Consider the following 16,751-nt stretch of genomic DNA (forward strand, 5'->3'; position numbering starts at 1 on the left):
GTGCCGGCAATCTTGCCATCGGCGGGATCAGCCACTTCCATCACTTCGTCTCCGCGATTTACGGCCTTACCAATTTGTTTAAACTTGACAGGCCAAAGAGGATTGGTCAAGCCGGTATAGTCCATTCCGTCGCATGAAACCGGGAAATTCTCGCATGAAAATCACCAATGCCAGGGTTGTTGTCACGTGTCCGGGGCGCAATTTCGTCACCCTCGTGATCGAGACCGACCAGGGCGTGACCGGGATCGGCGACGCGACGCTCAACGGGCGCGAATTGTCGGTGGTGTCGTATCTGGCCGATCACGTGGTGCCGTGCCTGATCGGCATGGACCCGCGCCGGATCGAGGACATTTGGCAATACCTCTACCGCGGCGCGTACTGGCGGCGCGGGCCGGTGACGATGCGCGCGGTCGCCGCGGTCGATGTGGCGCTGTGGGATATAAAGGCCAAGATGGCCGGGATGCCGCTGTACCAGTTGCTCGGCGGGCGCAGCCGCGATGGGGTGATGGTCTATGGCCACGCCAACGGCGATGATATTGCGCAGACGGTCGATGCCGTCGGCCAGTATATCGACATGGGCTACAAGGCGATCCGCGCGCAATCGGGCGTGCCGGGGGTGAAGGATGCCTATGGAGTCGGACGCGGCAAGCTTTACTACGAACCCGCCGATGCCGAACTGCCGAGCGTGACCGGGTGGGACACGCACAAGGCGCTGACCACGGTGCCCAAGTTGTTCGAGAAGCTGCGCGACACTTACGGTTTCGACCACCACCTGCTCCACGACGGGCACCACCGCTATACCCCGCAGGAAGCCGCCACTTTGGGCAAGGCGCTCGAACCGTATCGGCTGTTCTGGCTGGAGGATTGCAGCCCGGCCGAAAACCAGGAGGCGTTCAAGCTGGTCCGCCAGCACACCACCACGCCGCTGGCGGTGGGCGAGATCTTCAACACGATCTGGGACTGCAAGGACCTGATCCAGAACCAGTTGATCGACTATATCCGCGCCACCGTGGTCGGGGCCGGCGGGATCACGCATCTGCGCCGCATCGCCGATCTGGCCGCGATGTACCAAGTGCGCACCGGCTGCCACGGCGCCACCGATCTTTCGCCCGTCACGATGGGCGCAGCGCTGCATTTCGACACCTGGGTGCCCAACTTCGGCATCCAGGAATACATGCGCCATACGCCCGAAACCGACGCGGTTTTCCCGCACGACTACACCTTTGCCGACGGCTTCCTGCACTGCGGCGAAACCCCCGGCCACGGGGTGTCGATCGACGAGGCCCAGGCCGCGAAATACCCGTATAAGCCGGCGTACCTGCCGGTTGCGCGGTTGGGCGATGGCACGATGTGGAACTGGTAGGTTGCGCATCTGCGTCGTTGGCGAAGGGATGCTAGAGCTTTCGCGCAGCGGTGATGGCTGGCGGTTGGGGTATGGCGGCGACACGCTCAACACCGCGATTCACCTGGTGCGCTATGGGCACAGCGTCGCGTTCCTGACAGCGCTCGGCGACGATCCGTTCAGTGCCGATTTGCGCGCCGATTGGGCGGCGGAAGGCCTCGACACCAGCCTTACCCTGACCGATCCGGCGCACACCGCCGGGCTTTACGCGATCCGCACCGATGACGCGGGCGAGCGCTCGTTCGCCTATTGGCGCAGCGACAGCGCGGCGCGGCGAACATTCGCGCTGCCGGGAATCGAGGCGGCGCTGGCCGAGGCGGAACAGGCCGATGCGCTGGTGTTCTCACTGATCACGCTGGCGGTGCTGCCGCCCGATGCGCGCGGGCGGCTGTTCGAATTGTGCGCAGCGGTGCGGGCGCGGGGCGGCAAAGTGGTATTCGATGGCAATTACCGGCCTCGGCTGTGGGGTTCGACCGCCGAAGCCACCGCCGCACGCGATGCCGCGATTGCGCATGCCGATATCGGCTTGCCGACGCTGGACGATGAATCATTGCTCAATCCCGGCGCAACGGCAGACACGGTCGCCGCGCTTTGGCAGGGCCGAGGCTGCGGCGAAACCGTGGTCAAGCTGGGGCCGCAAGGCTGCCGCCTGCCCGACGGCCGCATCATCGCCCCACCGCAAGTGCTCGTCCCCCGCGACACCAGCGGCGCGGGCGATGCCTTCAACGCCGGCTTTCTCGATGCGCGGTTGCGAGGGGCACCGATCGCCGAAGCCGCGCTGGCCGGGCATCGCCTGGCCGGCTGGGTGGTCACACGGGCCGGCGCCATCCCAGCACGCAGCGACAACGCACCATACACCTGAAATCGCAGGCAAAAAGAAGGCCGGCCAGACTTGCGTCAGGCCGGCCCTTCAGTGGGTGGATTTCGTGTAATCAGTACTTCGCGGCGATCTTGATCCCGAAATAGCGGCGGCTGTCGCGTGGCAGGAACTGGACTACGGTGTGAACGCCGGTCGTCCCGAACACGTCGGTCAGCGCCGAGGCGTAGTGCGTGTTGAACAAGTTGGTGGCGAAGGCGGTGAACTTGAACGCCTTGTATTCCACCCCGATCGAGCCGTTGAAAATGCCATAGGCCTTCTGCGCCAGCAGCGGATCGCCCAGCAGGTCGAAGCTGACCCCGCTCTGGTGCTGGTAGTTGATTCCGATCGACCCCTTGGCCTCTCCACCGAGCGACTGTTCGATCATCGTGCTGAGGTTGAACTTGAACTTGGGCGAGTTGGGCAACTGGCTGCCCGAACGGTCCTGGAACATGGCAGCCGTTGAGGCACCGGGAGGCGTGTAAAGCCCGCAAGAATTGATACCATATGTGGCAGCAGCCCCTGCCAGGGCCTGATCTGCGGCCTGCCCCGCATAACAAGCCGCGCCGGGGAACGAGCGAACCTTGGCGTCTGTATAGGCGGCCGAACCATCCAGGTGCAGCCATTCGACCGGACGCGCCTGCAACTCGAGTTCGACGCCCTTGGTGCGCAGCTTGCCGACGTTGTTGAGCTTCTGTTGCAGCGCACCGTTGAGGAACTGCGACGATTGTGCCTGGAAGTTGTTGTAGTTGCTATAGAAACCCGTAAGGTTGAGCTGGAGCTTGTTGTCGAAGAAGCGGCTTTTCAGGCCCACTTCATAGCTGGTTGAGTGCTCGGGCTGAACCGGGTTGGCAGTGCGCGTCGGCGTGTAGCCCGACGAGATGTCGTAAGCGAAACCCTTATAGCCGGTAGCGACGCTGGCATAGACCGAAACGCGCGGCGCCAGTTCCTGCTTGATCGAGGCCTTGAAGGTGGCAACCGTATCGACATTGCGGCCGGCGCAATTGGCGGCGCCAACCCCGCAATTGGCCGCGATGGCCGCAGCATTGGCGTTGTGCGCCGGCAGGAACGACGTGAAGTAATCCTGCACGCGTTCGTTATTGACGCGCACCGCGCCGCTGATCGTAGTCTTGGTCGGCAGCGTGTAGTCCAGCCCGGCAAACGCCGCGAGGCTGCGCGTCCCCTGGTATCCCTTCCAGTCCGCCAGTGCGACAGCAGGGCCACGCGTGAAGGCGCGGGTGGTGGCGGCGTTGGCGTAAAACGCGCCGATCACATAGGACAGCGGATCGGCGTTCTTCGAGGTCAGCCGCAGTTCCTGCGTGAACTCGGTCGCATGGTACGGCCCGCTCTGGTTGACGCTGGTGGCAGGGCCGACCGGATTGGTGACGGGAGCGCCGAGAACCGAATAGTTGATGTCGGTCCCGTCGACATCGGCCGAGAAGTTGTACTTCCAATCCTGGTAGCTGGTGACCGAAATCAGGCTGGCAAAGCCGAGATCGTAATTGAGATGCGCCGACAGTGTGTACTGCTTGTTCGAAGTCGGAGAATCGTTGTCGTAGCGAACCGCATAATTGTCCGCGCCGGGCTTGATGCCGATGAGCGACGGCAGGAACGGCAGGCCGAATGCGGTGGGGACGACCGGGGTGGTCTTGCCCGGCGGGATGTAGTTCAGGTCGATCGAACGGATCGTGGCGCCGCTGCCGTTCTGCCTCTGATTGGCGTAGCTGCCGCTCAGCACCGCCGTAAACAAGGGTGAAAGTTCGAGCTTCAGTTTGGCGTGAAAACCGTAAGATTCCTGATCGTTGAGCTTGTGGCCGTTGGTCAGATTGTTGATGTAGCCATTGAAATTGCGGTAGTAACCGCTCAGCCGAAATCCGGCGGTGTCGCTTAACGGGGTGGAGATCGCTGCCTCCGCCTTGAAGTCGGAATCGGTGGTTGCTGTGAACTGCCCGCTCAACGCCAGCTTGTTGCCCGGATCCTTGGTGACGATGCTGATCGCACCGGCCGAGGCGTTCTTGCCGAACAACGTGCCCTGGGGCCCGCGCAGGATCTCGATCCGCTCGACATCGGACAGGCTGTCGAAGGCCTGCGCCTGCTGCACCACCGGCACATCGTCGACGATCACCGCGACGCTGGGCTCGACCCCGATCGAGAACGCGAACGTGCCGATGCCGCGCAGGATGATCGAGTTGTTGGGCGATGCCGTATTCTCGGTCAGCGTGAGCGAAGCGGCCGCGCGGGTCAGGTCGCCGAACTGGGTGATGCGCTGGTTCTGGATCGTTTCAGCGGTCAGCGCGGTGACGGCAACCGGTACGTTCTGGAGATTGGTTTCACGCTTCGTGGCAGTGACGACGATTTCTGCGAGACCGCCGTTGTCGGCCTTCGCGGCATCGGGAGCGGCTTCGACCGGGGCCCCTTGCGCAAACGCAGGCGTGGTCAGCAGGACAAGGCAGGCTCCGGCCAGCAGTGCAGGTTTGCGCATGGTAATTTCCCTTCCGGTGAATTCTTGTTGCCGGGAGGTCTAATCACTTGCGCTAAATTGGTCAAGCCACATTTGCAGGTCTGGTAATTTCCTCGCTTTGGCGGTCAAGGCGCTTTCGTCAGATCGATCGCCGCGACAATTGCCGGACCGCCAAGTGGCTGGAAATCGAGCTTGAGGTGCCCACCCGCCACTTTGACCGCGAAGCTTTGCGAAACAGCCTTCAGGGCACCACCTGCCAGTTGGCCGGGCCTGATCTCACCGACGATCCGCTTGCCGTTGGCCAGCACCGCGAAACTGCGCGTGGCGACTTGTGCCGGATCGGGCTCGAACGTGGTCACGGTAACGCGCCAGGCACCATCGGGAACCGGCAGATCGTAAGCGAAGGCGCCCTCACGGTAGTAATCGAACAGCGCAGCATCGCTGCCGCCGGTCACGGTCTTGCGGCCCTTGTCGCGATCGGCGCCGAACCCGGACACATTGAGAACGCGGCCTTCTCCGCCGGTGAAGAAGGTGTCCGAGCCATAGCGCACGCCATCGGGCGCAAGGTGCCCGGCAAGGTCGCCTGCATCGAGGTGCAGACCGCGCGCAACCACGTCGGGCCCGGTCCAGTGGATCGTATCCGACACGCCGGCGGCCGAGGCGACGACGGTGTTGTCGCCCGGCTTGAGCGCGACGCCGGGCCACACACAGATGTGGTCTGCGCAGGCCACGTTGCCGATTGTCACGCCGTTGACGGTCAGGCTTGCGCTGGCAGCGCTGGCGTATGCGCGGACGTCGACTGCGGGATAGGCGCGGGTCTGGTAACGTCGACTGGTCAGGTAGATCATCGGTTCGGGATTGAGATTGGCCTTGTAGAAGTAGAACGCATCCTTGCGCGTCTTGCGATCGTAGGTGACCAGGCCCTTGTCGTTGAGATCGACCGCATCGCCTTCTGCGCGCAAGTCGGACGCGAAATCGAACATGTTCCACAGCCAGTTGGCGTGGAGATAAGGCCGCGCTTTCAGTGCCTTGAAGCTTTCTTCGTGGTAATAGCTTTCGTATTCCTCGGGATGCGGGCGCCCGAAGGCGTTGACCGGCCCGCCCAGCGGATTGTCCGAATGCTGGCTGATTCCCCCGCCCGCGCCATATTCGCTGACCGACATCGGCAAAGCGGGGTGCTTGGCGTGAAAATGGTCGAGCTTGGCGCCGAAATCCTGCGGCTTGCCGTAATACCAACCGTAGTAGCGGTTATACCCGACCAGATCGGCCGATCCCGCCAGCACCGGGTTGGTCTTGTTGGCGAAGCCATCGGCCTCTTCGCAGCAATCAGCAAAAGTGGTTGGCCGCGACTGGTCTTCCTGGTGCGCCAGTGCCGACAAGTCGCGCAGCAATTCGATCGATCGCGACGGCTTCTTGCCGCGCCCGAACGATGCGCCGATATCGACTTCGTTGCCGACCGACCACATCATGATCGACGGGTGGTTGTAGTTCTGCCGGATCAGTTCGGTCAGTTGCTGGCGCGCATTGGCTTCGAGCGAGGCATTGGCCTTTTCGCCATCGGCAAACGACACCGCATTGACGAAAGGGATTTCGGCCCAGGCGACCATGCCGGTCTTGTCCGCCGCATCGTCCCATTCCTGCGCGTGCTGATAATGCGCCATGCGCACGGTGTTGGCGCCCATTTCGGCCATGATCGCCATGTCTTCAGCGTGGTCCTCGGGCGAAAGCGCCCAGCCCTTGCCCAGCTTGTCCTGGTGGCGAGATGCGCCGAACAACGCGATGTGCGTGCCGTTGAGGAAAAAGCCCTGGTCCTTGTCGATGCGGAAAGTGCGCACGCCAAGCGGCTGGCTGACCGCGTCGAGTTCCTTAGGGCCATCGAACAGCCGCACGGTGACGCGGTACATGTATGGATCGGCGCGGCCGTTCCAGAGGTGCGGATGCGGCAGCGTGAGGACCTGGGCGACTTCGCCAGCGCCAGCGCCAAGTTTGGCAGCGGCCTGGCCAGTCGCAACGACCGTTCCGGAGGCATCGGCGATTTCGGTGCGAGCGATCAGATTGCGCGATCGAGTGGCTGAATTGCGCAGGCGCACCTTGACTGCGATCGTGGCTGCATCGGCGGTGACTTGCGTGGCGCGTGCATAAATCCCCGGCCCGCCGTGATCGAGCAGGTCGATGCTGGCGGCGCTCGTGCTGATCAGCGAAACGCCGCGATAGATCCCGCCGTGGATGAAGAAATCGCCGCCCAGCGGGATCACGTCCTGCGTCGAACTGCCGGGTGCTGGCTTGGAATTGTCGGCCTTGACCACCAGCACGTTGTCCGCGCCGGGCTTGAGCATCGGCGTAATATCGAAGCGAAAGCGCGAAAATGCGCCCTTGTGCTCGCCGACGCGGACGCCGTTTACCCAAACTTCGGCAATGTTGCCCACGCCATCGAACTGGAGATAATGCCGGCGGGCGGCATCCGACGGCGGGCCAAGGAAGACCAGGCGATAAAAGCCCACACCTTGGCGATTTTCGTTCGCTGCGGTTCTTGCCAGGCCGTATTGGCCAATCCGGTTCCAGGTATGCGGCAGGCTGACCGTTTGCCACCCGCTGTCATCGAACACGGCGGCGGTTACGCCGGGCACGTCATCGCCGTAGTGGAAACGCCAGTTGGCGGTGAGGTCCTGAATCTGGCGCGATGCGCTTTGAACCGGCTCTGCAAGCACGGTTTTGGCCACTGCAAGCGGGGTAGAAGCGTTGGCCGCCGCCAAAACGCCGAGCGCAATTGCGGCGCGCAATCCTGACTTACCCATTTCGGCCTCTCCCACTTATATTGGTTAGGCCAGTTATCGGGAACGCTCGCGCATGTCCAGCCCTGTCAGTCCAAGGAATCAGCCTCGATCCGCACGGGCACCGATTTCGACGCCGGGGTCTTGGACAATTCATCATGGTGCGCCAGCGACACCAGCACATTGCATTCGGGATAGTAGCCCGCAATCGTCCCGCGGGGCAGCTTGTAGCCCACCAGCTTGAGCCCGCCGAGCTTGCGGTCGATGCCGTCATCTGCGTCGCTCACCAGCCGCACCGTCTGCCCGTCGGCCAATCCGGCCTTGGCAATGTCATCGGGATTCATCAGGACCACGTCGCGCGTGCCCTCGATCCCGCGAAAGCGGTCCGACATCCCGTAGATCGTGGTGTTGAACTGGTCGTTCGAACGCAGCGTGATCAACCGGTAACGCCCCGGCGCATCCTTGAAGCCCAGCGCATTGAGCTCTCCGGGCGTGGTGAACAACGCCCTGCCTTCGGGGTTCTTCCAGATCCGTTCGTGCGCCCCATTGCCGCGCCAGAACCCGCCGGGGGTGTACATGCGCGCATTGAAGTCCCTGAAATCGTGCGGATAGGTCGCCTCGATCAGGTCACGAACGCGCGCGTAATCGCCGGTCCATTCGTCCCACTTGAGCAGGGGGTTGGCATCGAGGGCAGCCTTGGCGATCCCGGTCACGATTGCGAGTTCGCTTTTCAGATGCTCCGATGCGGGCTTGCGGTGGCCGATCGAGCCGTTGATCATCGAGAAGCTGTCCTCGGTGGTCACGGTCTGCGGCCCGCCAGCCTGCTCGTCGCGTTCCATCCGGCCCAGGCACGGCAGGATGTAGGCGGCCTTGCCCGGGAACAGGTGGCTGCGGTTGAGCTTGGTCGAGACCATCACGGTCAGGTCCTGCGCCGCCCACGCCGCTTCCATCCGCGCCTGATCGGGGACCGCGCGCAGCAGGTTGCCGCCCAGGCACACGAACGCCTTGACCTTGCCTGCGACCAGCCCTTCGACCGCTTCGACGATGTTCATGCCGTCTTTCGTCGGCGGGTCGAAGCCGAACAGCGCCTTCAGTTTGTCCATCGGGATCAGGTGCGCCTTTTCGGCAATGCCGACGGTGCGCTGGCCCTGGACGTTGCTGTGCCCGCGCACCGGGCAGCAGCCGGCGCCGGGCCGCCCGATATTGCCGCGCAACAGCAGCAGGTTGACCAGCATGCCGACGTTGACCGAGCCGTGGATGTGCTGGGTCAGGCCCATGCCGTAAACACCGATCACGCGCTCGGCCGCGATGTAAACTCCGGCCGCCTCGCGCAGCGCTTCCTGAGCCAGCCCGCTTTCGCGCTCGATCGCATCCCAGTTGGTCGTGCGGCAGCAGGCGATGAACGCATCGAACCCTTTCGTGTGCTGCGCGATGAAGGCATGGTCGATCACCGCGTCCTTGCCCGCGGCCTGCGCCGCATCGTCGGCCTCGACCACGCATTTGCACAAGCCCAGGATCGCGGCGACATCACCCCCGGCCTTGACCTGGAGGTAATGGTCGGAGATTTTCGTCTCCTTGCCGGTCAGCATCGCACGCGGGCTCTGCGGGTCGACGAACGAGACCAGCCCCTGCTCGATCACCGGGTTGAACGTCACGATCTTGCCGCCACGATCTTTCAGCGCCTTCAGCGGGTGCAGGAAACGCGGGCTGTTCGATCCCGGGTTCTGCCCGAAGAAGAAGAATGCGTCGGCCTTTTCCAGGTCGTCCCACACCACCGTGCCGACGGGCGAGCCGATCACCTTGGTCAGCCCGACCGAGGTGGTTTCGTGGCACATGTTGGAGCTTTGCGGCAAGTTGTTGTTGCCAAAGGCGCGCGCCAGCAAGGCATAGAGATACGATGCCTCCAGCCCGGCGTGGCCCGAGGCATAGAACACCGCGCTTTCGCGCTCCACGCCGCGCAGCTTCGCACCGATATCTGCGAAGGCTTCGTCCCAAGATACCGGCTCGTAGCGATCGGTAGCAGCATTGAATCGCAGGGGGTGAGTCAGGCGGCCGGTCTTTTCCAGATCATGGTCGCTCCACCCGCGCAAGGCGGTGACGCTATGCGCGTGGTCCTGCCAGAATTCGGGGGTGCAGCGGTCCGCGGTCTGCTCCCACAGCGTGGCCTTGGCGCCGTTTTCGCAGAATTCGAACGCCGAGTAATTCGCGGGCTTGGGCCAGGCGCACGATACGCACATCACGCCTTTGGGCTTGTTGAGCTTGCGCAGGGTATCGAGCGCGGCGGGCGTTGCCGAAGCCTCGCCGAAGATCTCGGCAATCCCTTTCAGCGATCCCCAGCCGCCTGCGGGGCCTGGTGAATGCGGCAGATCGGTATGCGACAATTCGGTATCGGCCATGGCGCGCTCCAGCCCTCTGCGGGGGCAAGTTCCCCTCTGCCCCAAGCGCTTGCGCGGTTACGAAGTTCCATGCGCGGTCGAAATTGCCGCGATTTTCGGCATGTTGCCGTCCTGCTGTTCGCATTCGCAGTTCAATTCGGCGCCGAGCAGCAGCAGGTAGCTCGACAAGTACAGCCATGTGAGCAGCACCACGACCGCGCTCAGCGAACCATATGTGGCGTTGTAGTGCCCGAAGCGCGCCGCGTAAGCGCCGAAGCCCAGTGACAGCGCCAGCCACCCCGCCGCCGCCAGCAGCGAACCGGGGGTCAGCCACACCCAGCGCGTGTGCGGGCGCGATGGGCAGAAGCGGTATAGCGCCGCCGCAACCGCCGCGCCGAGTAGCGTGAGCGCGGCATAGGAAGCGATCCGGCCGGCCACGATCAGCGCGTCGGGCACGTGCGGCAGCAGCGCGTCGAGCCGGGTCAGCGCGGCGATCGCCAGCAGCGCGGCCAGAGCGGCGACGATGCCTGCCGCGGTCATACCCAGCACGGCGAGATTGAGCGCGATGAAACCGCGCTTTTCGGGCTCCTCGTAAGCCACGTTCAACGCCATCACGATCGCCGCCGAGCCGTTGTGCGCACCGAACAGCGCAATGCCCAGCGCCACCAGCAGCCCCAGCCCCTTCTTGCCGTCCGACGCCTTGACCACTTCGACAAGCTGCTCACCGACCAGGTGCGCCGCATCGGGCGGCAGCGCGCGGGTGAGTGCATGAAGATCGCCCAGCACCCGCGCGGGGCTCGCCACCAGGCCATATGTCAGCACCACCGCGCCCAGCAGCGGCATCAGCGCCAGGAAGGCATAGAACGCCACCCCGGCCGAAATCAGGCCGATATTGTCGCGCGCAGCTTCCTGCCAGGCGCGCACCCCGATCGCGAACCACTGGCGCCAGCGAAATTGCCGCGGCGACGATGCGGGCCGTGGCGTCGGGGCCTGAGTGTAAGGGGCGTTAGTGTTAGGGGCGTTAGTGTTAGGGGCGATGGCGGTGTTCCTTGCGCGACTGCCCCTGCAACCCGCGCACTCGCAGCCGGTTCCACCGCAGCCTGCGCCCAGCGGCAGCGGCGACAGGCCAGCGATTAGGGGCGGTAGGAACGGCAAGCCACGGACAGTGCCGACGAAGGCCCGGTCGATTCCGCAAAATGCTGGCTTTGGTCCGTTGTTCCGTGACAAAGGGCGCAATAGGTTGGAGCGGGACGATTGAGCTACGGCCGAACGGGCGGGCAGTCGTCAACGAAACGAGGGCTGGCAGGACCGCGCATGTTTAACAACACCGTCGATCGAACATCTTCGCCTTCCCCGGCCACTTCCGCCATCGATCCCAGACCGGACAATGCCAATCACGTCCTTGCGCTCGATGGGTTGCGCGGCATCGCGGCGGTTGCGGTCGTGCTGTATCATTCGCGGTTGGGAGACCGGCTGGGGGTGTTTACCCACGGCTGGCTCGCGGTGGATTTTTTCCTGTGCCTGAGCGGTTACGTGATCGGCCTGGCTTACGACAAGCGTATGGCCAGCGGCATGACCGCATCGGCATTCGCCAAAGTCCGGGTCTTGCGGCTTTATCCGATGGTGCTGATCGGCGGGACCATCGGGATCGTGATGTTCCCGTTGGTGCCGCAGTTGCATTTCTGTTTGCAGGGTCATCCGGAGCGCACGCTTCCGGCGATCGGTTCGCAACTTGCCATGATGCCGATGGTGGCGGGGCCGTGCCTCTATGTCTTCAATGGCGTGTTCTGGTCGCTGTTCTTCGAATTGATCGCCAACGTGGTGCATTTCGCGGTATTGTGGCGCTGTTCGACACGCGTGCTGGGCGTGCTGCTGCTGGCGCTGATCGCGGTGATCGGGGGTCTGGGATTGCAGCATGGCTGGATTTATTTTGGTGTCTGGCCATCGCTGTTCTGGCAGGGTCTGCCGCGTTGCCTGCTCTCGTACCTGCTCGGCTATACGCTGTTTCGCACGCGCGAGCGTTGGATGCCGCTGCTTCCACCGCTTTCGTTCACCGTTGTCGCCGGCATACTGTTCGTCGCGCTGATCGTGCCGCCGCTTGCGGGCGCGCTCCCATCGACCGGCTCTGCGCGGTTTGTCACGATCGGGCAGGAAATGGCGATGGTTGTCGTGCTGTTTCCGCTGATCGTTGCACTAGGAGTGGTCAGCCGCATCAAGGGTCGCTGGCCGCTGGTGCTCGGCGTCGCGTCCTACCCGCTCTATGCCACCCATGTCCCGTTCGTGCTGGCGGTGACTGCTGCATTCGTCGAGTGGCCGACGCCGGCCTTCGTCGCGGTTCGGCTTGCGGGCATTGCCGGTGTGATCGCGCTGGCATGGGTGCTGGCGGTGACGATCGACTTGCCGCTCAACCGCTGGCGGCGTCGGCTGTCAGCGCCAGCGGTCGCAAGGGTTAGGCGCTAGCGAGCTTCGTCCCGTTTGAGCGTGTAGATCGTGCCCCGACCGCCCGTGAGCGGTTTGTCGAACGGCATCGTCCGAAAAGTGTGAAACCCCTCCATCGGCCCAAAGGCTATCATGTAACGATCGTCGTCAACCCACCACCAGCTTTTGGCGCGGGTCGTTGATTTCGACGTGTCGTGATAGTTGAAGTCATAGAGATAAACGCCGTTGAACTCGAAGCCACCGTCGATCTCGCGCGGCGAGACGCCGTCCTTCATCAGCCGGTTTAGCGATGCCCAGCGCGCGACATTCCAGTTGTTGTATTCGCGCGTGCCCAGGATCGAAAAGCCGGCGCTCAGCGCAAGCACGGTACCGGCAACCATGACGGCGAAAATATGCGGTGGGTGGCGCTCCCCCGGGGGGGGGGGAGCATACGGCTGAGGGCAAGCGCCACGAACACGATCATCGGCAAGAGGTAACGGTCGAAATAATTGAACAACACCAGCGGGGCGCAATAGACCACGACGCCCGAAGCCAGGAACACCAGCGCAGGATCGACGGGCAGGCCATCGGCGCGCCACTCGCGGACAAGGCCCGAACCAATCCGCACCGGCGCCAAAGCGCGACCAATACGCACCGCGATCAGCACGGCGCCGACGATGCCGAGCACCGTGACCGGCAGCCAGAAGCCGTCGGAAATCGGGCCATAGTGATTAAGGCCCAGGAGGTAATCGTCGCGGAGCATGAACGGGCCGATACCTTCGCGGCTCACATTCTCATAACCATTCGAAATCAAGGGCATCAGCCAGCGCATTTGCCGATGATGGGTCCACAGGCAGAAGGCGATACTTGCCACGAGCGCCAGCCCGGCGACGGGCCATTCGCGTTGCCGCAAAATCGGTTTTGGCAAGGCCGCGATCACCACCGGAAACGTCAACAGGCCGAGATAAAATGCCAGGCTGAAGCTGTTGAACACAACGTCGCGCCAGTGCCTGATCAGTCGGCTGAATACAGTCGTCAATTCGCCGTAGTGCGAACCGTAAAGCGCCGGCACCCTGCTGAATTCGCGCAAATAGAATTGGTTGACGAAAAGTCCGGCCATGACCGCGATCAGCGGCAGGGCGGCGAGCGCCCAGACCCTGGCCGAAGGGCGACGCGTCAGCACGAGGGTCAGCCCGAAGGCGAGCGGCAGGAACAACCCGAGTTGCCGCGAGAGTGTCGCGAAAACCGACGCCATGATCGCAATTGCAAGATCGGTCTTTCGGGCTGATGCGAACCAGCGCAAGAAAAACAAGGCTGCCGCGATGCTTAAAGCCGTAAAGAACACGTCGGTCATGAAGGTGAACGACCGGGCAAAGAACAATGGGCAAAACGCCAGCGTCAACGCTGCCAGGGCAGCATTCAGGCGCGACTGCCCGACCTGACGCATCGACAGAAACGTGAAGGCAATCGCGATCAGCGCAGCGACAAGCGTTGAAATGCGCAGTGCCTGGAAATTGTCCCCGAACAACACCAAGAACGGGAAGCTCCACAAGATATTGGTCACCAGCGTAAAGCCGGTAAAATCCGAGGGCGCAAATATGCCGGTGTGATGAAACCGGAAAGCCGTTCCGCCGTAGGACCAGTCATCGATGGCCGGCAAGTTGCCGATCGCTCCGACGCCGGCAAATGCAATTGCCACGATCCCGAGTATGGCAACCAAAGCAGTGCGGTCGGACACATATCGACCCAGACCAGATCGCGGTTTACCGGCCAATTGCGCTTGCGGAATTGATTGCATGACCTGCCATAGCAGGTGGATTTGACGCGGCAACAGTCAGCAGAACGCGGTCATGCCTTCATGCCGGCTTACTGGCTCCCGCGCAAAATCCACAGGACAAGAGCGCCAAGGCGATATGCGCGTGAGCATCGTTGCGGAGTGGTTTAGTTCGCATTTGCACAAAACAACGCACCGAGGTTGGTTGAGGCCGAAGGATTGGAGCTGCTGATGATCAAATCGTGGGCGACCACATGGTTCATCTCGGCCACCTCCCACGACCAGCACCACCGTTACTTCGCGGAGTAGCCTAGCGCCGGGTGTGCGCGACGATCCAGTCGCCTACAGTGGCCTGTGCAATCGGCGCGATCGTTTCCTCGATCTGCGCATATTCCGTGACCTGACCGGTTTGCGCGGTTTGCAGCATGTGATTCAGCCCGGCAAGTTCGATCACCGTCGCGTCCGGGTTCGCTCGCAATGCAGCCTTGATCGCGGGCAGGTTGGTATCGACGGGGACCTGCAAATCCTTCGATCCGCCCACCGCCAGGACCGGGCAATGGACCGCCGACAGCGCCGGTTGCGGATCGTGGCGAATGAACCAGCGCATCCACGGCGATGCCACCACTTGCAATTGCGGCGGAACATCGGTGCCGGGGCGGCCATCCTTGCTGGCCAAGCTGCGCCAGGTTTCGCGCAGCGCGGCATCGGCCGATGCCTGATCGGGCGCGTCTTTCACCGCATCGTAAAGCCGCTTCATGCGTAAGCCGGATTGCTCGACAACGGCCGGCGCAAGCCCGCTGGCCGTTTCAATCAGCCGCTTCTGGTGCAGCATCAACGCCTCGCCCGGCTCACCCGAACCGGCAAGCATCACGATGAAACCGATCGCCGGATCGCGCGCCGCCACCAATGGCGCGATGATCGCGCCTTCGCTGTGCCCCATCAACCCGATTCGTAGGGGGTCGATGTCGTGGCGCGAGCGCAGGAACGCCACGCCCGCAGCGACATCGCCTGCGAAATCGAGCGTGGTTGCGTTCCGGACTTCGCCGGTTGAACCACCCGTTTGCCGATCATCGACGCGCAGCACCGCAATGCCGCGCCGGGTAAGCGTATCGGCCCAGACCAGGAATGGCTTGTGACCGAACACCGTCTCGTCGCGATCCTGCAAGCCCGATCCCGTGATCAGCAGCACCGCCGGGAACGGGCCTGCGCCCGCGGGCATGGTCAGCGTGCCGGCCAGATGCGCATGCCCGGCAAGGTTGTCGTATGCCACCTCCTCGCTGCGGTATGGGTAGGGCGGTGCGGGCGTCTGCGGGCGGCGCGGCGGTGGCGGGGCGATTGCGGCCGTTCGGGTCATGACCAGCGGCAACGATGCGGTGCCCTGGGTCCATTTCCCACTCAACGTCTGCCCGTCCGCCGACAAGGTGGCGACGTAATCGACCTTTGGTGCAGACAGCACGAAACGGATTTCGCCAGCATTGCGCGTGACCGAAGCGACGGCAAGCCCGAACGCATGTTGAGCCGGGCTGTCGACCGTTGCGTTCGATTGGCCGTCGGCCTCGCTCACGTGGAGAACCAGCGGGATCGACACTCCGGGCGTCGGCGAAAGCGACCCGCGCCAATCTCCCGAAAGCGCGGGGGCGGGTTCGTGAGCACTTGCCTCAGCCTGCCCGACGGCAAGAACCGCTGCGAGCAACAACGCAGAGCGCATGCGGAAACTCCTTTGATCGACTTGTCCGCTCATACCGAATTTGAACCAACCTGCGACAGTCCCTATCGGCTTGCGCTAGCCGATGCCCCACGGCTAAGGGAAGCCCAGTTCAATCGACCGAGGCTCCGTGGCATTTCATCGCACGCTCGTCAGGTCGATTTCGGCCATGCTGATCGCAATGCCGGCCGCAGCCTGGGCCGGGCCGCCGTTCGTCACCGACGATCCCGAACCGACCGAGCTTCACAAGTGGGAAATCTACAACTTCGCCGGTTTCTCGCGCGCCGATGGGGTGAGCGCGCTCGATACCGGGGTGGACCTCAATTACGGAGCGGTGAAGGATGTGCAGTTGACGGTGGTGCTGCCGCTCCACACCGAAACCGGCCAACCGCTCGACGTGGGCGACGTGCAGATGGCGGCCAAGTTCAAGCTGCTTCACCAGAAGCCCGGCACCGCCTCGGTCGACCTGACGTTCTTTCCGCGCGTGTTCCTGCCGACGGGGCGCGGATCGCGGCGCGCGCAAGTGGTACTGCCGGTGTGGGTGCAGCGCGATGCGGGCAAGTGGTCTGTGTTCGGCGGGGGTGGCTATACGCTGAACCCTGGCGCCGGGAACCGCGATTACTGGGTGCGCGGGGTGGTGTTGACGCGGCAGGTGCGTGACGGCTTTCAGCTCGGCATCGAATACTTCGGCCAGGGCGCGACGGCCGATGGCGAGCGGCGAGTCGACGGGATCAATCTGGGCACGGTGATCCATATCGCCGGCCCCTATTCACTGCTGGCCTCGTTCGGGCAGGGGCTGAACCGGCCGCAGACGATCGCCTACACCGCGCTCAAGCTCGATTTCTGAAAGGTTGATGATGACCCGCGAAGACCGGATTCAGGCCGCACTCAGCAAGGTTCCGGCGGTGACGCTCGGCTTCTGGGTGATCAAGGTGCTCGCCACCACGCTGGGCGAAACCGGGGCGGACTTGTTCACCCAGCAATACAAG

General features: G+C 63.4%; 11 protein-coding genes and 1 pseudogene. 5 read left to right on the top strand and 7 right to left on the bottom strand.

What is annotated here, in order from left to right; translation table 11 throughout:
• Positions 1 to 154: 154 nt before the first annotated feature.
• Positions 155 to 1,363: a D-mannonate dehydratase ManD gene (gene manD / locus Q0R16_RS08420; RefSeq protein ID WP_295634928.1), complete on the top strand. Its 1,209-nt coding sequence runs from the start codon at positions 155 to 157 to the stop codon at positions 1,361 to 1,363.
• Positions 1,341 to 2,264, top strand: coding sequence for a sugar kinase (locus Q0R16_RS08425; protein ID WP_295634931.1), 924 nt, complete (start codon positions 1,341 to 1,343; stop codon positions 2,262 to 2,264). The genes manD and Q0R16_RS08425 overlap by 23 nt, the downstream gene beginning before the upstream one ends.
• Positions 2,265 to 2,334: 70 nt before the next feature.
• Here Q0R16_RS08425 and Q0R16_RS08430 read toward each other — a convergent pair whose 3' ends face one another.
• The 4 genes from Q0R16_RS08430 to Q0R16_RS08445 all read right to left on the bottom strand — a co-directional run bounded on the left by Q0R16_RS08430 (position 2,335) and on the right by Q0R16_RS08445 (position 10,789).
• Complete coding sequence (locus Q0R16_RS08430) at positions 2,335 to 4,740, bottom strand: TonB-dependent receptor (RefSeq protein ID WP_295634934.1); 2,406 nt, start codon at positions 4,738 to 4,740, stop codon at positions 2,335 to 2,337.
• A 104-nt stretch (positions 4,741 to 4,844) separates the two neighbouring features.
• Positions 4,845 to 7,514 (bottom strand): glycoside hydrolase family 2 TIM barrel-domain containing protein, encoded by a 2,670-nt coding sequence (locus tag Q0R16_RS08435; RefSeq protein WP_295634937.1) that lies wholly within the window; start codon positions 7,512 to 7,514, stop codon positions 4,845 to 4,847.
• Positions 7,515 to 7,579: 65 nt separating this feature from the next.
• Entirely contained in the window at positions 7,580 to 9,886 is a 2,307-nt protein-coding gene (locus tag Q0R16_RS08440; RefSeq protein ID WP_295634940.1) for an FdhF/YdeP family oxidoreductase, read from the bottom strand.
• Positions 9,887 to 9,943: 57 nt separating this feature from the next.
• Complete coding sequence (locus Q0R16_RS08445) at positions 9,944 to 10,789, bottom strand: YihY/virulence factor BrkB family protein (RefSeq protein ID WP_295634943.1); 846 nt, start codon at positions 10,787 to 10,789, stop codon at positions 9,944 to 9,946.
• A 390-nt stretch (positions 10,790 to 11,179) separates the two neighbouring features.
• Between Q0R16_RS08445 and Q0R16_RS08450 the strand changes: the two genes are divergently transcribed.
• Positions 11,180 to 12,325 (top strand): acyltransferase, encoded by a 1,146-nt coding sequence (locus tag Q0R16_RS08450; protein WP_295634946.1) that lies wholly within the window; start codon positions 11,180 to 11,182, stop codon positions 12,323 to 12,325.
• Here the strand turns inward: Q0R16_RS08450 and Q0R16_RS08455 are convergent.
• The 3 genes from Q0R16_RS08455 to Q0R16_RS08465 form a co-directional block, all read right to left on the bottom strand.
• Entirely contained in the window at positions 12,322 to 12,684 is a 363-nt protein-coding gene (locus Q0R16_RS08455; protein ID WP_295634949.1) for a hypothetical protein, read from the bottom strand. The two genes, Q0R16_RS08450 and Q0R16_RS08455, sit on opposite strands and share 4 nt — an antisense overlap.
• On the bottom strand, positions 12,657 to 13,982 hold the full coding sequence (locus Q0R16_RS08460; protein ID WP_295634952.1) for a glycosyltransferase family 39 protein: 1,326 nt from the start codon (positions 13,980 to 13,982) through the stop codon (positions 12,657 to 12,659). The genes Q0R16_RS08455 and Q0R16_RS08460 overlap by 28 nt, the downstream gene beginning before the upstream one ends.
• A 385-nt stretch (positions 13,983 to 14,367) precedes the next feature.
• The gene (locus Q0R16_RS08465) at positions 14,368 to 15,765 is read right to left on the bottom strand and encodes a CocE/NonD family hydrolase (RefSeq protein WP_295634954.1); all 1,398 of its coding nucleotides are present in this window, start codon (positions 15,763 to 15,765) and stop codon (positions 14,368 to 14,370) included.
• A 166-nt stretch (positions 15,766 to 15,931) separates the two neighbouring features.
• Here Q0R16_RS08465 and Q0R16_RS08470 point away from each other — a divergent pair, with 166 nt between their 5' ends.
• Positions 15,932 to 16,609: a hypothetical protein gene (locus Q0R16_RS08470; RefSeq protein ID WP_295634956.1), complete on the top strand. Its 678-nt coding sequence runs from the start codon at positions 15,932 to 15,934 to the stop codon at positions 16,607 to 16,609.
• 10 nt (positions 16,610 to 16,619) lie between these two features.
• Positions 16,620 to 16,751: pseudogene (locus Q0R16_RS08475) on the top strand (hypothetical protein); the annotation flags it as partial.

The sequence above is a fragment of the Novosphingobium sp. genome, assembly GCF_025351285.1.
GTDB lineage: Bacteria > Pseudomonadota > Alphaproteobacteria > Sphingomonadales > Sphingomonadaceae > Novosphingobium.